The organism is Plesiomonas shigelloides (assembly GCF_900087055.1).
In the GTDB taxonomy this organism is placed as follows: Bacteria; Pseudomonadota; Gammaproteobacteria; order Enterobacterales; family CAMTGL01; genus Plesiomonas; species Plesiomonas shigelloides.
The window spans coordinates 2652699-2672585 of record NZ_LT575468.1 but is presented as its reverse complement, the minus strand read 5'-3'; the positions used below and the strand labels follow the sequence as shown (position 1 = coordinate 2672585).

Below are 19887 nucleotides of genomic sequence, written 5' to 3'. Positions count from 1 at the left end.
GGAGTGATGTATGCGCAAATGGAATGCGATCTCATATCTTGCTATTGCGATGGCAGTTTCTTTTTCCTCCCACGCTCAACCCCTCAAGCCCTCGGTCATTTATGACATGGGCGGCAAATTTGATAAATCGTTCAACCAGTCAGCCTATAACGGGGCGGAGCAGTTTAAGAAAGAAACTGGCATTAACTACGGTGAGTTCGAGATAACCAATGAAGCGCAGCGTGAGCAAGCGATGCTGCGTATGGCGCAAAAGGGTTTTAGCCCGATTGTGGCGGTGGGCTTCCAGCAAGCTCCGGTGATTGAAAAAGTGGCGAAGCAGTTCCCTAACACACAGTTTGTGCTGATTGATGCGGTGTTGGATATGCCGAATGTCCGTTCGGTGGTGTTTAAAGACCAAGAAGGGGCCTTTTTAGTCGGCGCGCTGGCAGCGATGAAATCGCAGAGCCAGCATGTGGGATTTATCGGTGGCATGGATATTCCACTGATCCGTAACTTTGCCTGTGGCTTTGAGCAAGGGGCTAAATATCAGCAGCCGGCGGTGAAAGTGCAAGTGAACATGACCGGCTCGACCCCATCGGCGTGGAACGATCCGACGAAAGGAGCGGAGCTGGCGAAAGCCCAGTTTGACCAAGGGGTGGATGTCGTCTTCGCTGCGGCGGGCGGCACGGGGGTTGGAATTTATCAGGCTGCCGCGGATGGCAAGAAATATGCTATCGGGGTCGACTCTAATCAGAACTACCTGCATCCGGGGGTGATGCTCTCTTCGATGGTTAAGCGGGTCGACGTTGCGGTCTACAATGCCTTTAAAGATGCGCAAGACGGCAAATTCACCGCCGGTGAGCAATCTCTGGGGCTGAAAGAGCAAGGCGTTGGTTGGGCTTTGGATGAATACAACCGTCCACTGGTGACGCCAGAGATGGAAAAACAGATGAACGATCTGCGTCAAGCGGTGATCGATGGCAAGGTGAAAGTGCACGATTACAATCTGACGCAGTCCTGCCAATACTAAGGCGCTGAGGCTCTGGCATGTGTGATGCGTGGTGATGCGCTAGGCATGTCGTTAAGCGGTATCGGTAGCGCTGTCGTGAATGAGTGCGTTACCGGTGATCGAATGTTGTTCTGCCGGACATGATGTCCGGCTGTTGTGATCAAAGGACTTGGCGGATGCAACAACCCTCCCAGCCGTTACCGGAGTCATTAGCAAAGCCTGAGCAAGGGGCGTTGGCTATTGAGCTGCGCCACATCAGCAAACGCTTTGGTTCGGTGGTGGCCAACCACGATATCTGCCTGCAGGTTACGGCAGGTACTATTCATGGCATTGTCGGTGAAAATGGTGCCGGCAAATCAACCCTGATGTCTATCCTGTACGGCTTTTATCAAGCCGATAGTGGCGAGATCCTGATTGATGGTCAACCGGCCACTATCCATAACTCCCAGCAAGCCATTGCTTGCGGAATTGGGATGGTGCATCAGCATTTTATGCTGGTGGAAACCTTTACGGTGCTGGAAAACGTCATGCTGGGGGCGGAGAGCAGCGCGTTGCTGCGTCATAGCCGTCGTCAGGCGCGTCAGGCGTTGGAGGAGATTGCGGCGCGTTATGGTTTGGCTATCGATCCCGACAGCGTAGTTGGCGAGTTACCGGTTGGCATGCAGCAGCGGGTGGAAATCTTAAAAGCGCTGTACCGCGGGGCGCGCATTTTGATTTTGGATGAACCGACGGGGGTCCTCACGCCGCAAGAAGCCGAGCAGTTATTTGCGATTTTACATACCTTGCGTGCGCAAGGAGTAACGATCTTGCTGATCACCCACAAGCTTAAAGAGATCATGGCGATCACTGATGCGGTCTCTGTGATGCGTCGCGGTGAGATGGTGGCGCATTGCCGAACGGCGGAAACCTCGCCACCGGCCTTGGCGGAGTTGATGGTTGGGCGCAAAGTGTTGCTGCGGGTCGATAAAGCGCCGAGCCACCCTGGTGAGGTCTGTTTGCGCGCATCGCACTTAAGCTATCGCGATCCGCAAGGCGTGTGGCGTTTGAAGGATGTCAGTTTTGCACTGCGTGCCGGTGAGATTTTAGGGATCGCCGGTGTGTCGGGAAATGGCCAGTCGCAGCTGCTGGAAGTGTTGGCTGGAACTCTGACACCGCAAATCGGTGAGCTGACACTGACCACGCAAAAAGGCAATCTGAATCTGGGCCCCAAGGATCGGCGCGATGCGCGGCAACTGCGTCAGTTCGGGGTGGCTCATGTGCCGGAAGATCGTCTGCGGCAAGGCTTAGTGAAAAGTTTTTCGGCGGCGGAAAACGCCATCTTGGGTTACCAGTATGATGCGGCGTATGGGCGTCACTCGCTCGATCCGCTCCGTGTTGAGAATGCAGCTCAGGCGCTGATGCAGGCGCATGATGTGCGTCCGCCACAACCTTCCCTCAAAACCGCCAATTTTTCCGGCGGTAATCAGCAGAAACTGATTTTGGCACGTGAAATGTCACGTCAGCCGCAGGTCTTATTGGTTGGCCAGCCCACCCGCGGGGTGGATATCGGCGCCATTGAATTTATCCATCGTAATTTGATTGCAGCCCGTGACGCTGGCGCGGCGGTGCTACTGGTGTCGGTCGAGTTGGATGAAATTATGGCGCTGGCCGATCGTATTTTGGTGATGGTCGATGGCGCGATCACCGGGGAAGTGAAAGCGGCGCAGACCAATGAGCGGGAGCTCGGCTTGCTGATGACCAGCAGCCAGTTTCCCGAGCGTGCGTCGCAAGATGGGGAGAAGGCATGATGCAGGGAAAAATGGCGCCGGCGTGGGTACGTAGCGCACTGATCCCGCTGTTGCAGCTGTTGCTGGCGCTGGGCGTTTCCAGTTTGGTGGTGCTGATGGTGGGCGAAGACCCGCTACGGGCGTTTGATGTGATGGTGGATGGGGCGCTGAATTTACAAAACGGCGGCTTGTCGAGCACCTTGTATTACGCCACTAACTTTATCTTTACCGGATTAGCGGTCGCGCTGGCCTTTAAGGCGGGGTTATTCAATATCGGTGGGGAAGGGCAGGCGTATCTGGGCGGGCTTGGGATTACATTGGTGTGCTTAGCCTTTGATCAGCGTTGGCCGATGTGGGTAATGGCGCCGGTCGTGATTTTAATGGCCGCACTGTTTGGCGCCGTGTGGGGCGCGATCCCCGGTTGGTTGCAGGCGCGCCGCGGTTCACACACGGTGGTGACCACCATCATGTTCAACTTTATTGCGGCCTCACTGATGGGCTATCTGGTGGTGGAGCACATCGCCAAATTAGGCGGTAATGCCACTGATTCGCGCTATTTTGCGCCCTCGGCGGTTTTCCCTAAGTTGCATGAATGGGCCGCCGGACATGGGATTGAGCTGCCCTTTTCCCTGCTTAACCCATCGTTATTGTTGGCCTTGCTGGCGGCATGGGCGGTGTGGTGGCTAGTGTGGCGCACCCGTTTGGGGTATGCCATTCGGGTGGTGGGAGAAAACCCGAAAGCGGCGGAATATGCGGGCATTGATACGGCGCGTATCGTGATGATTGTGATGGCGCTGTCGGGGGCTTTGGCCGGCATGATGGCGGTGAATGAGGTGTATGGCGCGCAAAACCGCCTGATCATGAACTTCACTAATGGCTTTGGCTTTATAGGCATTGCGGTAGCCTTGATGGGGCGTAATCATCCGGTTGGGGTAGTGCTGGCCGCGCTGCTGTTCGGCGCCTTGTACCAAGGCGGCACCGAGCTGCAATTTGAGATGCAGGAGCTTAATCCGGAGCTGATTATGGTGATCCAAGGGTTGGTGATTTTCTTTACCGGCGCGCTAGATCGATTGATTCGGGTGCCGGTTGAGCGCTGGTTTGAACCGAAGGAGCCAAGCTGATGGATGTGTTTACTTGGACTCTCTCTACGCTAGATTCTTCGTTGCGTCTGGCGGTACCGCTGATTTTTGCTGCGATGGGTGGGATTTTCTCGGAACGCTCAGGGGTAGTGGATATCGGCTTGGAAGGCAAGATGCTGTTTGCCGCTTTTATGGCGGCGGCGGTGTCGGCGGTGAGTGGCTCTGTGTGGCTGGGGCTGTTTTCCGCCATTGGCGCATCGGTTTTATTGTCGCTGGTGCATGGCTATGCCTGTATCAATCAGCGCGGCGATCAGGTGATTTCTGGGTTGGCGGTGAATTTCTTTGCTTCGGGGATGACCATCACGCTCGGGCATGCATGGTTTGGGCGTGGTGGGCAGACGCCAACACTGGAAAGCGGGCAGCGTTTTTTGGTGCAGACCCTACCAGCTAGCGAATGGATGAAAGCCCATGTCCCGATTATCGGCCCGTTGTATGAAGAGCTGATTTCTGGCCATACCTTGCTGGTCTATCTGGCATTCGTGGCGGTGGTGGTGACTGGCTGGGTGCTGTTTCAAACGCGCTTTGGGTTACGTCTGCGTGCGGCGGGGGAAGAGCCAAATGCGGTGGATACCGCGGGGATTTCGGTGGCGCGTTTACGCTATAGCGGCGTGATGTTGGCGGGGGTAATGTGCGGTTTTGCCGGAGCCTATTTGTCGGTGGCGCAAAATGCGGGCTTTGGGCGTGAGATGACCGCCGGACAAGGCTATATCGCGTTAGCGGCAGTCATTTTTGGTAAGTGGCGACCGTGGCCAACATTGTGGGCTTGTTTGCTGTTCGGTTTTCTCACTGCGCTGGAAACTCGTATGCAAGGGGTCTCGGTGCCGGGCATTGGCGTATTGCCAACCCAAGTCTTCTCGGCGCTGCCGTATGTGCTGACCGTGATTTTGATGGCCGGCTTTATCGGCCGTTCAGTCGCGCCCAAAGCGGTGGGTAAGCCGTACATTAAAGAGCGTTGAGGGATGACGAACTGATGTCGCTGATGTCTATGAGTGCGGGGCATTAGCGAGTTTACATGCCACGTTAATACTGCTTAATCTCGGGCCGGTGCGTGACGATTTGTGCGCGCTGGCCGGAAATTTGCGTGACATGAAACAGGCGGTGCCACGGCGACTACGGCGTGTAATAGCAATAAGCGAGTTTTGTGGCTTGTTGCGTGATCGGCCTGATTTTCTGCTACCTTTTCCCTTCCTTGTTAATGTTTTATTTGTGTTTTTTGTCTTTTAGTCGCCTGAATCTGTCATCATAATAAATAATCGGTATTGGCAGCCGCTCGGCGGTTAGCTGACAATGTGTGTCATCATGGATGTCTGAGGGTTACCCGTGTTCACTGTTTACCACTCCAATCAGCTGGATCTGCTCAAATCCCTGTTGTGTCAATTGATGCGGCTTAATCCGCTGGACGATCCGTTTGAACCGGATGTGGTGTTGGTGCAAAGCCCGGGGATGGCGCAGTGGCTGCGTTTGCAGGTCGCGCAGGAGTTCGGTATTGCCGCGAACATGGAGTTTCCATTGCCGGCGACCTTTATCTGGAACATGTTTACCTGCGTGTTGCCGGATATCCCGAAGCAAAGTGCGTTTGGCAAAGAGGCCATGACGTGGAAGCTGATGACGCTGTTGCCTGCGCAGCTAGATGACCCTTTGTTTGAGCCGTTACGCCACTATCTGCAAGGCGATTTACATGCCGATGAGAACCAGCGCAAGCTGTATCAGCTAGCAGCGCGTGTGGCGGACTTGTTTGACCAATATTTGGTGTATCGCCCGGAGTGGATTGCCAGTTGGGAGCGCGGCGAAACGGTCGCCGAGTTGGCTGATGAGCATCCGTGGCAGCCGGTATTGTGGCGTGAATTGGTGCGTTTGACGGCCGAGCTTGGTCAACCACACTGGCACCGAGCAAACTTGTACCAAAAGTTTATTCAAGCGCTCGAGCAGGCGCCCACTCGCCCACAAGGGATCCCCAAACGGCTGTTCATTTTCGGGATTTCGGCCTTGCCGCCGGTATACCTCAGCGCCCTCAAGGCGCTCAGCTTGCACTGCGATGTGCACCTGATGTTTACCAACCCAAGCCGCCATTATTGGGGCGATATTCAAGATCCGAAATGGGTGGCTCGCCAATGGCGCTCTCGCGATGGGGATACCACGCGACCATTTTTGCCACCACCGAATATTGGCAATCCGCTGCTCGCGTCGATGGGCAAGTTGGGGCGCGATAACTTTTATCTGCTGGCGCAATTAGAGCCGAATGACATTGAAGCGTTCGTTGAGCCACAGACCGATAATCTGCTGCATCAGTTGCAGCGCGATATCTTAAATCTGGATGACGGCACGGTGTTGATGCCGGATGTCGAGCATCCACGCCATCCGGTGGCGCAAAACGATCACTCGATTCGCATCAATGCCTGTCATAGCCCGATGCGCGAAGTGGAAGTGCTGCACGACCATTTGCTGCACCTTCTGCAAGCTGATCCGGACCTGACGCCGCGCGATATTCTGGTGATGGTGGCGGATATTAACCGCTATAGCCCTTACATTCAGGCAGTATTTTCGGCGGGAGCGAAAACTGGCGCAAGTGAGCAGGTACAGCGAATTCCGTTCTCCATTTCTGACCGCAGTGCCAGTCAAGCGCACCCGATTTTGCAGGCTTTTTTACAGCTGCTGCAGCTGCCATATAGCCGTTTTGCCGCTGAGGAAATTTTGGCGTTGCTGGAAGTGCCGGCGCTGGCACGTCAATTTGGCATTGATGAGCAGGGCTTAGTGTTGCTGCGCCAGTGGGTGGAGGAGTCCGGTATTCGCTGGGGGCTGGATGATGCGGCGGTGGCCGCTGAGGGCTTACCGGTGACCGGCAGCCATACTTGGCGCTTTGGGGTCGAGCGCATGTTGCTGGGTTATGCCATGCGCACCGACAGCGGTCTGTTCGATGATCAGCTACCCTATGATGAGGTGTCGGGTTTACGTGCCGCGCTGGTGGGGCAATTGGCGGCGTTACTGGAAACCTTGGCGCTGTGGCGACAAGCCTTCAGCCGCGCGCACACGCCACAGGCTTGGGCGGCGCTGCTGAGTGATTTTCTCAGTCAGCTGTTTGTCAGTGATACCGAAACCGAACCGGTATTGGCGCTGATCACCCGTCAAATTGAGCGGCTGGTGGAGCAGGCTGCGCTGGCTCGCTTTGATGCTCCGTTATCACTGGCAGTATTGCGTGATGCGCTGTCGGCGGCACTGGATAATGAGCGGATCAGTCAGCGTTTTCTGGCCGGTCAGGTGAACTTCTGTACCCTGATGCCAATGCGCTCAATTCCTTTCAAAGTGGTGTGTTTGCTGGGCATGAATGATGGCGTGTATCCGCGCAGCCTGCCGCCACTGGGTTTTGACCTGATGGCGGGGCGTAGTCAGCGTGGCGATCGTTCGCGGCGTGATGATGACCGCTACCTGTTTTTGGAAGCGATTTTGTCCGCGCAACAGCAGCTGTATATCAGCTATGTCGGGCGTTCGGCGCAGGATAATACGCCACGAGCACCGTCGGTACTGGTCAGTGAATTGCTCGATTATTTGCTACAAAGTCGGATTTTGGCTGCGGATGCTGCCGCGATTAAAGCGGCTTGTTCTGAGGCGCAGACCTCCAGTGCATCGCCGCAAAAGTTGTTACAACTTTACACTGACGCCGAGCCGCATTTGCAGGCACATTTAGTCTCAGAACAGACACTTACGCCGTTCAGTCCACGTAACTTTATGGCGGAGCCAAAAGACGAAGGTGGTGCGGCGCCGGCGGCGAACGCCGAGGCAAGCTCGCCGAGCAGTTTTGCGGGGCAGTGGCTGCCGTCGGCATCCCGTTCGGGAACGCCGGCTCCGGCGTTCTGGGCGCAAAGTTGGCAGCCGGAAGCCGGTGAGTGCGAACTGGAGCTCGATGCGGTGCGGCAATTTTATCGTCATCCGGTTCGGGCGTTTTTCCGCCAGCGCCTGCGCGTCAGTTTTGACGCGCCGCAAGCAGGGGTGCCGGATAATGAGCCGTTTGGTCTGGATGGTCTAGGCCGCTATGGCATCAATCAGCAGCTGCTGAATATTTTGCTCAATCACGAGTCACCTGAGCAGTTTTTTCGCCGCCTGCGCGCCGAAGGGCGTTTGCCGTACGGCAGCTTTGGCGAGTTGATTTGGGAAAATCTGTTAGCGGATATGCAGGCCTTGTCAGCGCGTATTGCCCATGAGCGACAAGACACCTTCGATTGGGAAGTAGAGCTGGAGTTAGGCGACGATAGCGCGTCGTTACAACTGCGCGGTTGGTTGCAAGGCGTGCAAGATAACGGACTACTGCGCTGGCGTCCTGGCACATTAAATGCTGTAGATGCACTGAACTTATGGTTGGAGCATCTGGTCTATTGCCTAGTGTGCCATCAGCACGCGGTCGAGCCGGGCGTGAGCCGTATGCTGGGGCGCGATGAGAGTCAGTATGCCTTTGCGCCACTGGCGGCGTCTGAGGCGCGCGTGCATTTGACGTGCTTGCTGGAAGGCTATCAGCTGGGGTTACAGACTCCGTTGTCACTGCTGCCGAAAACCGGCTGGGCATGGCTTAGCCGCTGTTATCGTGATGGCGCGATAGCCGACGATGCTGAGAGTCAGCAAAAAGCCCTGCGGGCGCTACGCGATTGTTATTTGGGCGGATACCAACATAACGGTGAAGGGGAAGACCCGTATTTGCAGCGTTTGTTCGGTGGTCTCAGTGACGATGCGCTGGCGCAAATTACTGCGCAGGCCACACGTTATTTATTACCGGTTATGCAGCACTTGAGTGCGTGACCTGAACTGTTAAAGAGGGAGGATGCCTGATGCGGCAACTGAACCAACCGTGGCGTTGGAAAATGTGGGTATGGAGTCTGTTGGTCTGCCTGCCGCTGCTTTGGAGTCAGCAATCATTGGCGGCCTGGCAGGTATTGCCAGAGCCGGTACAAAAAAGTGAGCGCGATAGCCGCGAGTATCAGCCGATCCGTCTGGATAATGGCATGACGGTGTTGCTGGTGTCCGATCCCAAAGCCACTAAATCCTTGGCGGCGGTCACTTTGCCGGTGGGCTCGATGGACGATCCAAACAGTCAGTTAGGGTTGGCACACTATCTGGAGCACATGATCCTGATGGGATCGAAGAAATATCCCGAAGCGGATGGCTTTTCCCTGTTCCTGAATAAAAACGGTGGCAGCCATAACGCCAGCACTGCGCCGTATCGCACCTCGTATTATTTGGAAGTGGAAAACAGCGCCTTTGATCCAGCGGTTGACCGCTTGGCCGATGCGTTGGCCGAGCCGCTGCTGGATGCCAAAAATGGCGATAAAGAGCGTCATGCGGTGAATGCGGAGCTGGTGATGGCGCGCTCGCGTGATGGCATGCGTATGGCCGGGGTGGATTCAGAAACCCTGAACCCGAAACACCCGACGGCGCGCTTCTCTGGAGGTAATCTGGAAACCCTGTCCGATAAACCGAACAGTAAGCTGCATACGGAGCTGCGTAAATTCTACCAGCGCTATTATTCGGCCAATATCATGCAAGCGGTGCTGTATTCCAACCAGCCGCTGGAGCAAATGGCGAAACTGGCCGATGCTAGCTTTGGTCGCATTGCCGATCATAAGATTAATGCGCCTCAAGTGACCGTGCCGCTGACCACTGAAAAAGAAGAAGGGATTATCCTGCACTACGTGCCGGTGCAGCCAATTAAAGCGCTGCGCATTGATTTTACTATCCCGAATGACAGCGCTGCGTTTCGCAATAAAGTGAACACCTATATCGGTTACATGCTGGATAACCGCAGCCCAGGTACGTTGGCTGACTGGCTGTTGCGCCAAGGATTAGCAGACGGCATTCAGAGCAATGCCGATCCGATGTTGGCGCGTAATGCCGGTACGTTCAGTATCTACATTTCGCTGACCGATAAAGGTCTGGCGCACCGCGATGAAATTGTGGCGTCTGTGTTCCGCTATCTGCGTGAGCTGGAGCAAAAAGGCATTCAGAAGAGTTATTTCGATGAGATTGCCGATGTACTGATGCTGGATTTCCGTTATCAGTCAATCACGCGCGATATGAGCTATGTGGAGGATTTATCCGACAACATGCTGCGGGTTCCGGTGCAAAATGTGCTGAACTCCGGTGTGTTAGCCGATCAATTTGACCCAAATGCGATCCGTGAACGCTTGGCGAGCATGACGCCGCAGCACGCACGAATTTGGTATATCAGCCCGCAAGAGCCGCACAACAAGAAAGCTTATTTTGTGAATGCGCCGTATTCGGTAAGCCGGATTACTCCAGAGCAATTCACGTTGTGGCAGCAGCAAGGCGCGGCTTTGAACCTGAAACTGCCGGCGCTGAATCCGTATATCCCAGATGATTTTAGTCTGCAAAAACCGGTTAAAACCGATAATGGTCAACCGGTGGCGGTGATCGCGAAAAACGATCTGCAGGCATGGTTGGCACCGAGCCAGTACTTTGTCGATGAGCCGAAAGGGGTTGTGACGCTGGATCTGCGCAATCCGCAGGCCGATAACAGCCCGCGCCATCAGGTGTTGTTTGCCCTGACTGACTATTTGGCCAGTTTGTCACTGGATGAACTGAGCTATCAGGCGGCTATCGGCGGGATCAGCTTTAACAGCGGTAATGACAATGGCCTGCAAGTCAGCGCCAGTGGTTTTACTCAGCATCTGCCAAAACTGATGCTGGCGCTGTTGCAAGGCTATCGCGACTTTAACCCAACCGCGGCGCAGCTGGCGCAAGCGAAGGCGTGGTATCGCGATCGTTTGGACTCCGTGGAGAAAATGCGTGCTTACCAGCAAGCGGTGCAACCGCTGCAATCACTCTCGGCGGTGCCGTATTTTGAGCGTAGCGAGCGTTTAGCACTGCTCGATAGCATCACGCTGGATGAGCTGTTGCAGTACCGTCAGCAGTTGCTGCAGCAATCTACGCCAGCTTTGTTGGCAGTGGGTAATTTCAGCGAAGAGCAGGTGAAGAATCTGGCCACACAGATCAAATCACAACTGCAAACCCAAGGTAAGCAGGCGTGGTATGGCGAAACCGTGGTGGTGAGCCGTGCGCATCATGGTTATTTGGCACGCCGCATCTCGGCCTCGGACTCCGCGCTGGCGGCATTGTACGTGCCGACTGGCTACAGCGAGCGTGATAGCCAAGCGCAAGCGGCCCTGCTGGGACAAATTTTGCAGCCGTTGTTCTTCAATCAGCTGCGCACCAAAGAGCAACTGGGTTATGCGGTATTCAGTTACGCGATGCCGGTTGGTCGCCAGTGGGGTCTGAACTTTGTTCTGCAAACTCCAGAGAAGACCCCCGCTTATTTGTTCGAGCGTTATCAGGCGTTCTTCAAGCAAGCCGATGCGCGTTTACAGAGCATGCCGGCGGAGGAGTTTGCCCAGTTCAAAAATGCGTTGCTCAATGAATTGCGCCAGCCACCACAAACGCTGGATGAAGAAGCGCAGCGCTTGAGTGGTGATTTCAGCCGTGGCAATGCGGCCTTTAATGGGCGTGCGCAGCTGATTGCAGCTCTGGAAAAACTAACCCAGCCGCAGGTGTACAGCTTCTACCATAACGCGGTGATGCGCGGTACGGGCTTGTCATTACTGTCGCAAGTACAAGGCGGTAAAGGCAAAGAGGGCTTTGCTCACCCGGCCGAGTGGAGTGCTGAGGCTTCGGTATCGGCGTTGCAACAGGCGCTGGATAAAATCAGTAACAGCGCAGCACATTAAGAGCTCTGAGCATTAAGAACTCTGCGCATTAAAAGCCGGCTTGTCCGGCTTTTATTTTTGGGGAAGTTAGCTATCGGGTGCGATTTTGTGAAGCGCTTGCCGAATCCGTTTGGCCTAATCATCGGTCACACTGGTATCATAACCTACTCACATTGAAGTCTTTTTTATCTCGCCGTCAGACAGGAATCTAGCATGACTGCGCAACCTCTGAATCCGCTTAGCCTGCCCTTATATGGCGAACGCCTGATTGAAGCGTCCGCCGGTACTGGGAAAACCTATACCATTGCGGCGCTCTATTTACGCTTGTTGCTCGGTTTGGGCGGCGATGCCGCCTTTACGCGTCCGCTACGGGTCGATGAAATCTTGGTGGTGACCTTTACCGAGGCGGCAACCGGTGAGCTGCGTGAGCGGATCCGCGCGCGTATTCGTGAAGGACGTTTGCTATTGATGCAAATGGTGCAGCAGCCAGCGCTGCGAGACCTGTTGCTAGCGGAGAAAGGGAAAAAAGATCCGTTGTTGGCACAGATGATGGATATTGCTCCCGCCGATTGTACTGAAGCGGCGCAGACTTTGCTGGCGGCTGAGCGGCAGATGGATGAGGCGGCTATCTACACCATCCACGGTTTTTGCCAACGGATGCTGACGCAAAATGCCTTTGAGTCCGGCAGTTTGTTTGAGCAAACCTTGGTGACCGATGAGCAAAGCTTGGTGCGGCAGGTGGTCACGGACTTTTGGCGACGTCATTTTTATCCGCTGTCGCGCGATATGGCGGCGGTGATCAGCCAAGAGTGGGCTTCACCTGAAGCGCTGCAACATGAGGTAGTGCGTTACTTAAGTGGACCGGCACCGCGCATTCATCGGCATGGCGAGGATACCGATCTGGCGGCGCGCCATCAGCAGATTGTCGCGCAGCTTGATGCACTTAAGCAGGCTTGGCTGGCGAATGCGGGTGAGATTGAGGCGCTGATTGCCAGCTCTGGAATTGCCAAGAACAAGTATCGTGGCGATTGGGTGAGCAAATGGGTGGGTGAAATCACCGCATGGGCAATGCAGCCGACTCCTGATTATCGCTATCCTGACTCGCTGGCACGCTTTGCACAGTCGCGGTTGCACGAGGCGACGAAAAAAGGCGAATGCCCGTCGCTGGCCTTATTTGACCAGGTTGAGCAGCTGTGTGAGCAAACACTTACTTTGCGCGATATCGTGCTGGCGCAGGCTATCGTTGAGCTACGCGGCGCGATGCAGCGGCATAAACTTGAGCGCGGTGAGATGTCGTTTGATGACTTGCTGACGCGCTTGTCGCAGGCGCTGCAGCAAGAAAGTGGTCCGGCGCTGGCTGAGGCTATCCGTCAGCGTTATCCGTTGGCGATGATTGATGAATTTCAGGACACCGATCCGCAGCAATACCACATTTTCCATACCCTGTATGGCGGGCGCAGCGATACCGGTTTATTGATGATTGGTGACCCGAAGCAGGCTATCTATGCGTTTCGTGGCGCGGATATCTTTACCTACATCGAAGCGCGTCGCAATGTAAGTGCCCACTATACGCTAGACACCAACTGGCGCTCGTCGGCGGGGATGGTCGATGCGGTCAATCGTCTGTTTAGCCTCTCGCCAGATCCATTTTTGTTCCGCGCCGATATCCCGTTTTCGCCGGTACAGGCATCGCCTGCGGCCAGTGGGTTGCATTTCACGCTCGAGCAGCAAGTGCAACCGGCGCTCACGTTGTGTCGTTTGCCGGGGGATCGCTGTAACAGCGGAGATTACCAACAGCAGATGGCTGCGGCGTGCGCCGATTCCATTGCCGGTTGGCTACAAGCAGGTGCCGAAGGGCGCGGGCAGATTGTGCGCGGTGGTAAATCGCGGCCAGTACAGGCGCAAGATATTGCCGTGCTGGTGCGTACTGGCCGTGAAGCGGCCTTAGTGCGACAAGCCCTGAGCGCGCGTGGCGTTGCTTCGGTGTATCTGTCAAACCGCGATAGCGTATTTGGTACGGCAGAAGCCACCGATTTGCTGCGCTTACTGCAAGCCTGTTTACAACCGGGACAAGAGCGTTTACTGCGCGCGGCTCTGGCCAGTAGCTTACTGGGGCTGAGTGCTGCCCAATTAGATGCGCTCAACCAAGATGAAGAGCGCTGGGAAAAGGTGGTCGCGGAGTTCGAAATGTATCGCCGCTGCTGGCAGCGCCAAGGCGTGTTGCCGATGCTGCATCTGGTGCTGCGTGAGCGTGAATTGGCAGAAACGCTGTTAGCGGGCACTGACGGTGAGCGTCGGTTGACCAACGTGCTGCATTTGGGCGAGTTGCTGCAAGAAGCGGCCGCCGAGTTAGATAGTGAGCATGCACTTCTGCGCTGGTTCGCGCTACAACTGGCTGAGCCGGCTTACGGTAGCGATGAACAGCAACTGCGTCTGGAAAGCGATGCCCATCTGGTCAAAATCGTCACCATCCATAAATCCAAAGGCTTGGAATACGGTCTGGTATGGCTGCCTTTTGCTTGCGGTTTTCGTAAAGCCGATGGCAGTTTGTACCACGATGACAGCTTACAGCCGGTGCTGGATTTAACCGGTGATCCGCTCGCGGCGGAGCGCGCCGAATATGAGCGCTTGGCCGAAGATATCCGTCTGATTTACGTTGCGCTGACCCGCGCGATTTATCACTGCCAAGTGGGCGTCGCGGCGCTGACGGTGGGTAATGGCAAGCGCGACAGCACCGATGTACACCAAAGCGCGTTTGGCTACTTGCTGCAACGCGGCGAAGCCGGTGACGCCGCCTTGCTGGATAGCTGCTGTCGTCATCTGTGTGAGGTGGGTAACGGTAATGTGGCACTTGCCGGTTTGCCTGAGGCGGCGCAATTTATGCCACCGGTGAGCGAAAGCGCGCCGACCTTAGCCGCTGCACAGTTTACCGGTCATATCGACCGTAACTGGTGGATCACCAGCTACTCGCACTTAAGTCGTCACCAAGAAGCGGTGGACTGGCTACCGCATTTTGATCAGGATGCCGCCGGCGAGCAACCTGTCAGTGCGGCGGCGCTCGCGGCAGAGTCGGTGGTGAGTCCAGAAAATAGCACTGCGTTGGCGGTTGCCGAGGCTGATATGGCCGCCGAGTGGCTCGGTACGCTCGCCATTGATAGTGCCATTGATAGTGCCATTGATAGCTCCAGTGATAACGCTAGTGATAAAGAAAGTGACTGGGCAGGTAAGCTCACATCGGATGCAGATTCCAACGCACTTGCGTCTATCGATCCCGCGCAGTCAACCGAGCCAGACGCGCCAGAAATCGAATACTCGCCGTTTACCTTCCCGCGCGGCGCTCGCCCGGGGACGTTTTTGCACAGCTTGTTTGAAACCTTAGAATTTACCGCTCCGGATACGTGGTCTGCGCCGTTGGCGCTGATGAGCGACGCACACGGGCTGGACGCCCAATGGCAGCCGGTATTGCAGCATTGGTTGACGCAGGTGCTATCGACCCCGCTCGATGGTGAGGCGTTAACCCTCAACCAAATCGGGCCACAAGATCGGCGTGTGGAGTTGGAGTTTTACCTGCCGATTGACTCTCCACTGCACGCTGCGCGGTTGGATAGCCTGTGTCGGCGCTACGATCCGCTCACGCGCCAAGCGCCACAGGGACTGGAGTTTGCCAGCGTGCAAGGCATGCTCAAAGGCTTTATCGACTTGGTGTTTCGCTGGCAGGGGCGCTTTTATGTGCTTGATTATAAGTCCAACTATTTGGGCGATACGGCGGCTGATTACGCTCCGGATGCGTTGGCGCGCGCCATGCTCGATCACCGCTATGACTTGCAATATCAGCTGTACACCTTGGCACTGCACCGCTATTTGAAAACACGCGTGCCGGATTACGACTATGAGCGTCATATCGGTGGTGTGTATTACCTGTTTTTACGTGGCATGCAAGGGGCGGATTCTAACGGTGATGAGCAACATGGCGCGAACGGGGTGTTCCATTGTCGTCCCGATGTGCAGCTGATTAACGAATTGGATCAACTGTTTGCCGCGTCGAGTGACGCCGCTGTCGCTGGCGAATAAGGAGAGCGCAGATGCTACAAGAATTACAGGCGCTGGTGGCCAAGCAGGTGATCCGGCCATTGGACTATCAATTTGCACGCTATCTGGCGGCTGACTTACCTGCGCCGCAAGGCCCATTACTGGCTTTAGTCGCGGCGATGACCAGTTTTGCAGCCGGTAGCGGGCATATCTGTCTGGATTTGCGCTGCCTGCATCCACAGCACTTATTTGGTTTGCGTGACACACAACATCTATGGCAAGCCATCGGGCTGCTGCCACTTGCGCAGTGGCCAACGTTACTGCGCACCTGTCCTGCCATCGGGGATGGCTCTCAGCCAACGCCACTGGTCTTGGATGGCGATTATCTCTATTTGCATCGCTTGTGGCAGGACGAAGGGCAGATCATCGCTTTCTTGCAACGCAGCGTGCAGCAAAGCGCCCAGTTGCAGCAACAGACGCCGAGCGCCCCATTACGCGGCATGCTCGATACCCTGTTTGCGCGTACCGAGCCGCAGACTGCGGAAGTCGATTGGCAGAAAACCGCGGCTGCGCTGGCGTGTACCAGCAGCATGGCCGTGATCTCGGGCGGCCCCGGCACCGGTAAAACCACCACCGTGACCCGCATGTTGGCGGCGTTATTGCTGCAAGCCGGTGAGCACAAATTGCGGATCAAACTCGTGGCGCCGACCGGTAAAGCTGCGGCGCGCTTAAGTGAGTCAATCAGCGCCGCGCGTGCCAGTTTGCCGGTGCCGGAGGCGATCCGTGAGCGTATTCCGGCGGAGGCGGGTACCCTGCACCGTTTGCTGGGGGCGCAGCCGAACAGCAGTCGTTTTCGCTATCATCGTGATAACCGTCTGCATCTGGATCTGCTGGTGGTGGATGAAGCCTCGATGGTCGACGTGTCTTTGATGGCGCGTTTGGTCGAAGCTTTGCCGGAGCATGCGCGTTTGATTTTATTGGGCGATCGCGATCAGTTAGCCTCAGTAGAAGCGGGAGCGATTTTAGGCGATATCTGTCAGCTCACGCAGCAAGGCTATAGCCCCGCGCAAGCCGAACGCCTTGGCGCGCTCACCGGCAGTGATTTATCGGTCTATGTGCAGCCGTGCGGCGAGGCGCTGCGCGATCAGATTTGTCTGCTACGTAAAAGCTATCGCTTTGCCGCCGGCTCTGGCATTGGGCAGCTGGCCAGTGCAGTAAACGTAGGCGATGCAGAGGCGGTACAGGCATTATTGAACAATAGCGCCAGCAGTGCCGATTTGCATTATTGCGCGTTTAACGAGCAGACGTGGACTGCGCAAGAATACCCGCAATTGCTACGCCAGTGTGTGAGTGGTTATCGTCCCTATTTGTCGGCAGTGCGCTCTTTGCTGGAGGCTTCCCCAGAGGGTAGTGTGCTGGATGAGTCGGCGGTGCGCGCTATTTTGCACCAGTTTGGCCAGTTTCAGTTATTGTGCGCGCTGCGCGAAGGGCCGTTTGGGGTCAGTGGCCTGAATCAGCGCATTGAACAAGCCTTAGAGCAGGCGGGTTTGATCCGACGCGATGAACAAAGCCGCTGGTATCCGGGGCGACCGGTGATGATCATGCAAAATGATAGCGCCTTGGGACTGTTTAACGGGGACATCGGGATCACGCTGGAAGACTATGATCGCGAAGGGAAGCGACGACTGCGGGTGTGGTTTGAAATGCCCGATGGCAGTGTGCGCGCCTATCTGACGAGTCGCTTACCGGCGCACGAAACGGTGTACGCGATGACGGTGCACAAATCGCAAGGCTCGGAGTTTGCCCATACGCTGCTGGTGTTACCGCCGCGCTATACGCCGCTGTTGACGCGAGAGTTGGTGTACACCGCGATTACCCGTGCTAAACAGCAATTGTCACTGTATGCACAGGCGCAGGTGTTACGCCGTGCGGTACAAACGCGCACCTTGCGCCACAGTGGCTTTGCCGCCCGTTTGCAGCGCGGCTACTGAGCTCGTGGCGCACGCATGGTGATAGCCATGTAGCCTGCCGGATTGACTACGTAAGTGGTATCCGGATAAAAAATAAGGATAAAGATAAGGCTCACTCAGCGCTCCGTTTGCCGCGACGCCCGTTTGTCGCGAACAGCACAAACGGGCGCTGGGCATGCGTTAGACCACGTCAGTGATCAGGATTTTCGATTTACGCTGATAGTTATACAGTGCCTGCTTACGCTCAGGCAGCACTTCAACCCCCGCTGGCGAAAAGCCTCGCTCTTGGAACCAGTGGATGCTGCGCGTGGTCAGCACAAACAACTGCTTCAGCCCCATCCGTTTAGCTTGCGCCATCACCCGTTCGAGCAGTACTTCGCCGCGCGAGGAGTTGCGGTATTCGGGATGCACGGCTACGCATGCCATCTCGCCCATCTCCTCTTCAGGGAAGGGGTAGAGCGCGGCACAGGCGATCACCAAACCATCGCGCTCGACCAGCGTAAACTGACTGATCTCCATCTCCAGCTGTTCACGAGAGCGACGCACCAAGATCCCTTGCTCTTCCAGCGGACGAATTAATCCCAAGATCCCACCAATATCATCAATGGTGGCCGAGCGGACTTGCTCGGCACTCTCCATCACGATCTGGGTACCGATCCCATCGCGAGAAAACAGCTCTTGTAACAGCGCGCCATCTTCCACATAGCTCAGCAAGTGGCAGCGTTTGACTCCCGCGCGACAGGCGGTGACCGCGGCTCGCAGAAAGCGGATCGTGGCAGAGTGGTAGTTGCCGAGCGCCTCTTGTTGCTGGATCAACTGCTGTGCTTCACTGGGGAATAACTCGGAGATCACGCTTTGTGGATCGTCCGGCTCCATCACCCCTTGCTCGGCGCAAAAGCCCAGCATCTTGTCGGCTTCCAATTTAATCGCCAGTTGGGTGGCAATCTCTTCCGACGTCAGATTGAAGCTCTCACCGGTGACCGATACCGCCACCGGCCCCAGCAGCACCACGCTGCCACTGTTGAGCTGACGGCGAATACCATCGACATCAATCCGGCGAATGCGGCCACTGTGGCAGTAATCAATGCCATCATCTACCCCCAGCGGCTGGGCAATCACAAAGTTGCCACTGACTACGTTCAGGTGCGCACCGGCCATCGGGGTGTTAGACAGACTCATCGATAAACGCGCCGTCAGATCCAGTTGCAGCTGACCGGCGGCCTGTTTGACCAGCTCTAAGCAGCGGCTGTCGGTAACCCGCGTGTGTTTGTGATAGCGGCATGGATAGGCGTGCTGCTCATGCAGCAGGTCAATCTGGCGTCGCGCGCCATACACAATTACCAGCTTGATGCCGAGGCTGTGCATCAGGCCCAGATCACTGATAATGTTTTTGTAATTGGCGTGCTCTACCACTTCGCCATCGAGCATGATGACAAAGATTTTACCCCGGTGTGCATTCACATACGGGGCAGACTGACGAAAGCCGTGTACCAGCTCCATGCTGCGTTCTTTCAATGGGGCGTCCTCGTGTCCGCAAAAAATACAGTATTGAATAAATATTCCTTTATTTTGCTTTTTTATTCTTAATGGGGCGGATTTGCAATACGCGGAAAGAAATTTAACATTTGTGTCTAAAAAGTCGGCGCGAAAGCGCTAGGCGCACTTAGAAATAATGCGTGAGCAGTAACAAATACTTTACGTGAGATGAGTAGTAGCAGGATGCGCGGTAAGGCATGGATGGAAGAGCGGATTTTACGCGTCCCCACGCTGTTGCGACAGGGGGCGCGCAGTGGAATCAGTGTGAAGAATTCCGATTCGGCATGCTAAAGATGCCGTCTAAACCCGGGAACTGGAATGACTCGCTACGGTACAGCACGCTATCGCAACTGGTGCACACATGCTGACGACGGAAGGAGTACGCCCGATCGACGCCGAAGTGATGTATTTTCCGGCTATGACAATGGTTGCATTTTATCTTGCTGAAGAGTTCGCAGCCCGGATGGGCTTTCAGATATTCCTGTTTGGTTGGCAGCATCTTCCACTGGCGCAGCAGGCGCTGGGTAATTACCACGTAGCTGCCGAGCAGCCCAATAGCCAGAACAAACATAATACCTGAAATAATCATCATAACCTTAACCTCAACATCGTTATCACCATTGCTTAATAGCGTTCATTGTGTCCTATTCGACTGTATCGTAATCAGTAACGAACTGAAAGATTTGCTTACCATTTTAACTTGTTGATTTTTAAGCAATCAAAAACGTAATACATGAAAATGTGATTTGCATCTCA

At 55.5% G+C, this 19887-nt stretch carries 10 protein-coding genes; 9 read left to right on the top strand and 1 reads right to left on the bottom strand.

What is annotated here, in order from left to right; translation table 11 throughout:
• The first annotated feature begins 10 nt into the window (after positions 1-10).
• The 8 genes from NCTC9997_RS11880 (at position 11) to recD (ending at position 17616) form a co-directional block, all read left to right on the top strand.
• Positions 11-1009: a BMP family lipoprotein gene (locus NCTC9997_RS11880; protein ID WP_064978136.1), complete on the top strand. Its 999-nt coding sequence runs from the start codon at positions 11-13 to the stop codon at positions 1007-1009.
• A gap of 155 nt (positions 1010-1164) precedes the next feature.
• On the top strand, positions 1165-2775 hold the full coding sequence (locus tag NCTC9997_RS11875) for an ABC transporter ATP-binding protein (protein ID WP_064978135.1): 1611 nt from the start codon (positions 1165-1167) through the stop codon (positions 2773-2775).
• The gene (locus NCTC9997_RS11870; protein ID WP_064978134.1) at positions 2772-3875 is read left to right on the top strand and encodes an ABC transporter permease; all 1104 of its coding nucleotides are present in this window, start codon (positions 2772-2774) and stop codon (positions 3873-3875) included. Before NCTC9997_RS11875 ends, NCTC9997_RS11870 begins: the two co-directional genes overlap by 4 nt.
• Positions 3875-4849 carry an ABC transporter permease gene (locus NCTC9997_RS11865; protein ID WP_064978133.1) on the top strand — a complete coding sequence of 325 codons (975 nt, stop codon included), beginning with the start codon at positions 3875-3877 and terminating at the stop codon, positions 4847-4849. The genes NCTC9997_RS11870 and NCTC9997_RS11865 overlap by 1 nt, the downstream gene beginning before the upstream one ends.
• Positions 4850-5213: 364 nt before the next feature.
• Positions 5214-8678 carry an exodeoxyribonuclease V subunit gamma gene (recC, locus tag NCTC9997_RS11860; RefSeq protein WP_064978132.1) on the top strand — a complete coding sequence of 1155 codons (3465 nt, stop codon included), beginning with the start codon at positions 5214-5216 and terminating at the stop codon, positions 8676-8678.
• A 62-nt stretch (positions 8679-8740) separates the two neighbouring features.
• A complete protein-coding gene (gene ptrA, locus NCTC9997_RS11855) occupies positions 8741-11617 on the top strand; it encodes a pitrilysin (protein ID WP_152136446.1) in 2877 nt (958 codons plus the stop codon).
• 192 nt (positions 11618-11809) lie between these two features.
• Positions 11810-15667 carry an exodeoxyribonuclease V subunit beta gene (recB, locus tag NCTC9997_RS11850; protein ID WP_064978130.1) on the top strand — a complete coding sequence of 1286 codons (3858 nt, stop codon included), beginning with the start codon at positions 11810-11812 and terminating at the stop codon, positions 15665-15667.
• A gap of 11 nt (positions 15668-15678) precedes the next feature.
• The gene (gene recD / locus NCTC9997_RS11845) at positions 15679-17616 is read left to right on the top strand and encodes an exodeoxyribonuclease V subunit alpha (protein WP_064978129.1); all 1938 of its coding nucleotides are present in this window, start codon (positions 15679-15681) and stop codon (positions 17614-17616) included.
• A gap of 159 nt (positions 17617-17775) precedes the next feature.
• On the opposite strand, the gene argA is transcribed toward recD, so the two are convergent.
• A complete protein-coding gene (gene argA / locus NCTC9997_RS11840; protein WP_064978128.1) occupies positions 17776-19110 on the bottom strand; it encodes an amino-acid N-acetyltransferase in 1335 nt (444 codons plus the stop codon).
• 382 nt (positions 19111-19492) lie between these two features.
• Here argA and NCTC9997_RS11835 point away from each other — a divergent pair, with 382 nt between their 5' ends.
• Positions 19493-19711 (top strand): hypothetical protein, encoded by a 219-nt coding sequence (locus NCTC9997_RS11835; protein ID WP_156669266.1) that lies wholly within the window; start codon positions 19493-19495, stop codon positions 19709-19711.
• The last annotated feature ends 176 nt before the right edge of the window (positions 19712-19887 follow it).

Coding starts and splice junctions, on each gene's coding strand:
- NCTC9997_RS11880 (WP_064978136.1), top strand. CDS start 11: ATGCGCAAATGGAATGCGATCTCATATCTTGCTATTGCGATGGCAGTT.
- NCTC9997_RS11875 (WP_064978135.1), top strand. CDS start 1,165: ATGCAACAACCCTCCCAGCCGTTACCGGAGTCATTAGCAAAGCCTGAG.
- NCTC9997_RS11870 (WP_064978134.1), top strand. CDS start 2,772: ATGATGCAGGGAAAAATGGCGCCGGCGTGGGTACGTAGCGCACTGATC.
- NCTC9997_RS11865 (WP_064978133.1), top strand. CDS start 3,875: ATGGATGTGTTTACTTGGACTCTCTCTACGCTAGATTCTTCGTTGCGT.
- ptrA (WP_152136446.1), top strand. CDS start 8,741: ATGTGGGTATGGAGTCTGTTGGTCTGCCTGCCGCTGCTTTGGAGTCAG.
- recB (WP_064978130.1), top strand. CDS start 11,810: ATGACTGCGCAACCTCTGAATCCGCTTAGCCTGCCCTTATATGGCGAA.
- recD (WP_064978129.1), top strand. CDS start 15,679: ATGCTACAAGAATTACAGGCGCTGGTGGCCAAGCAGGTGATCCGGCCA.
- NCTC9997_RS11835 (WP_156669266.1), top strand. CDS start 19,493: ATGCTGACGACGGAAGGAGTACGCCCGATCGACGCCGAAGTGATGTAT.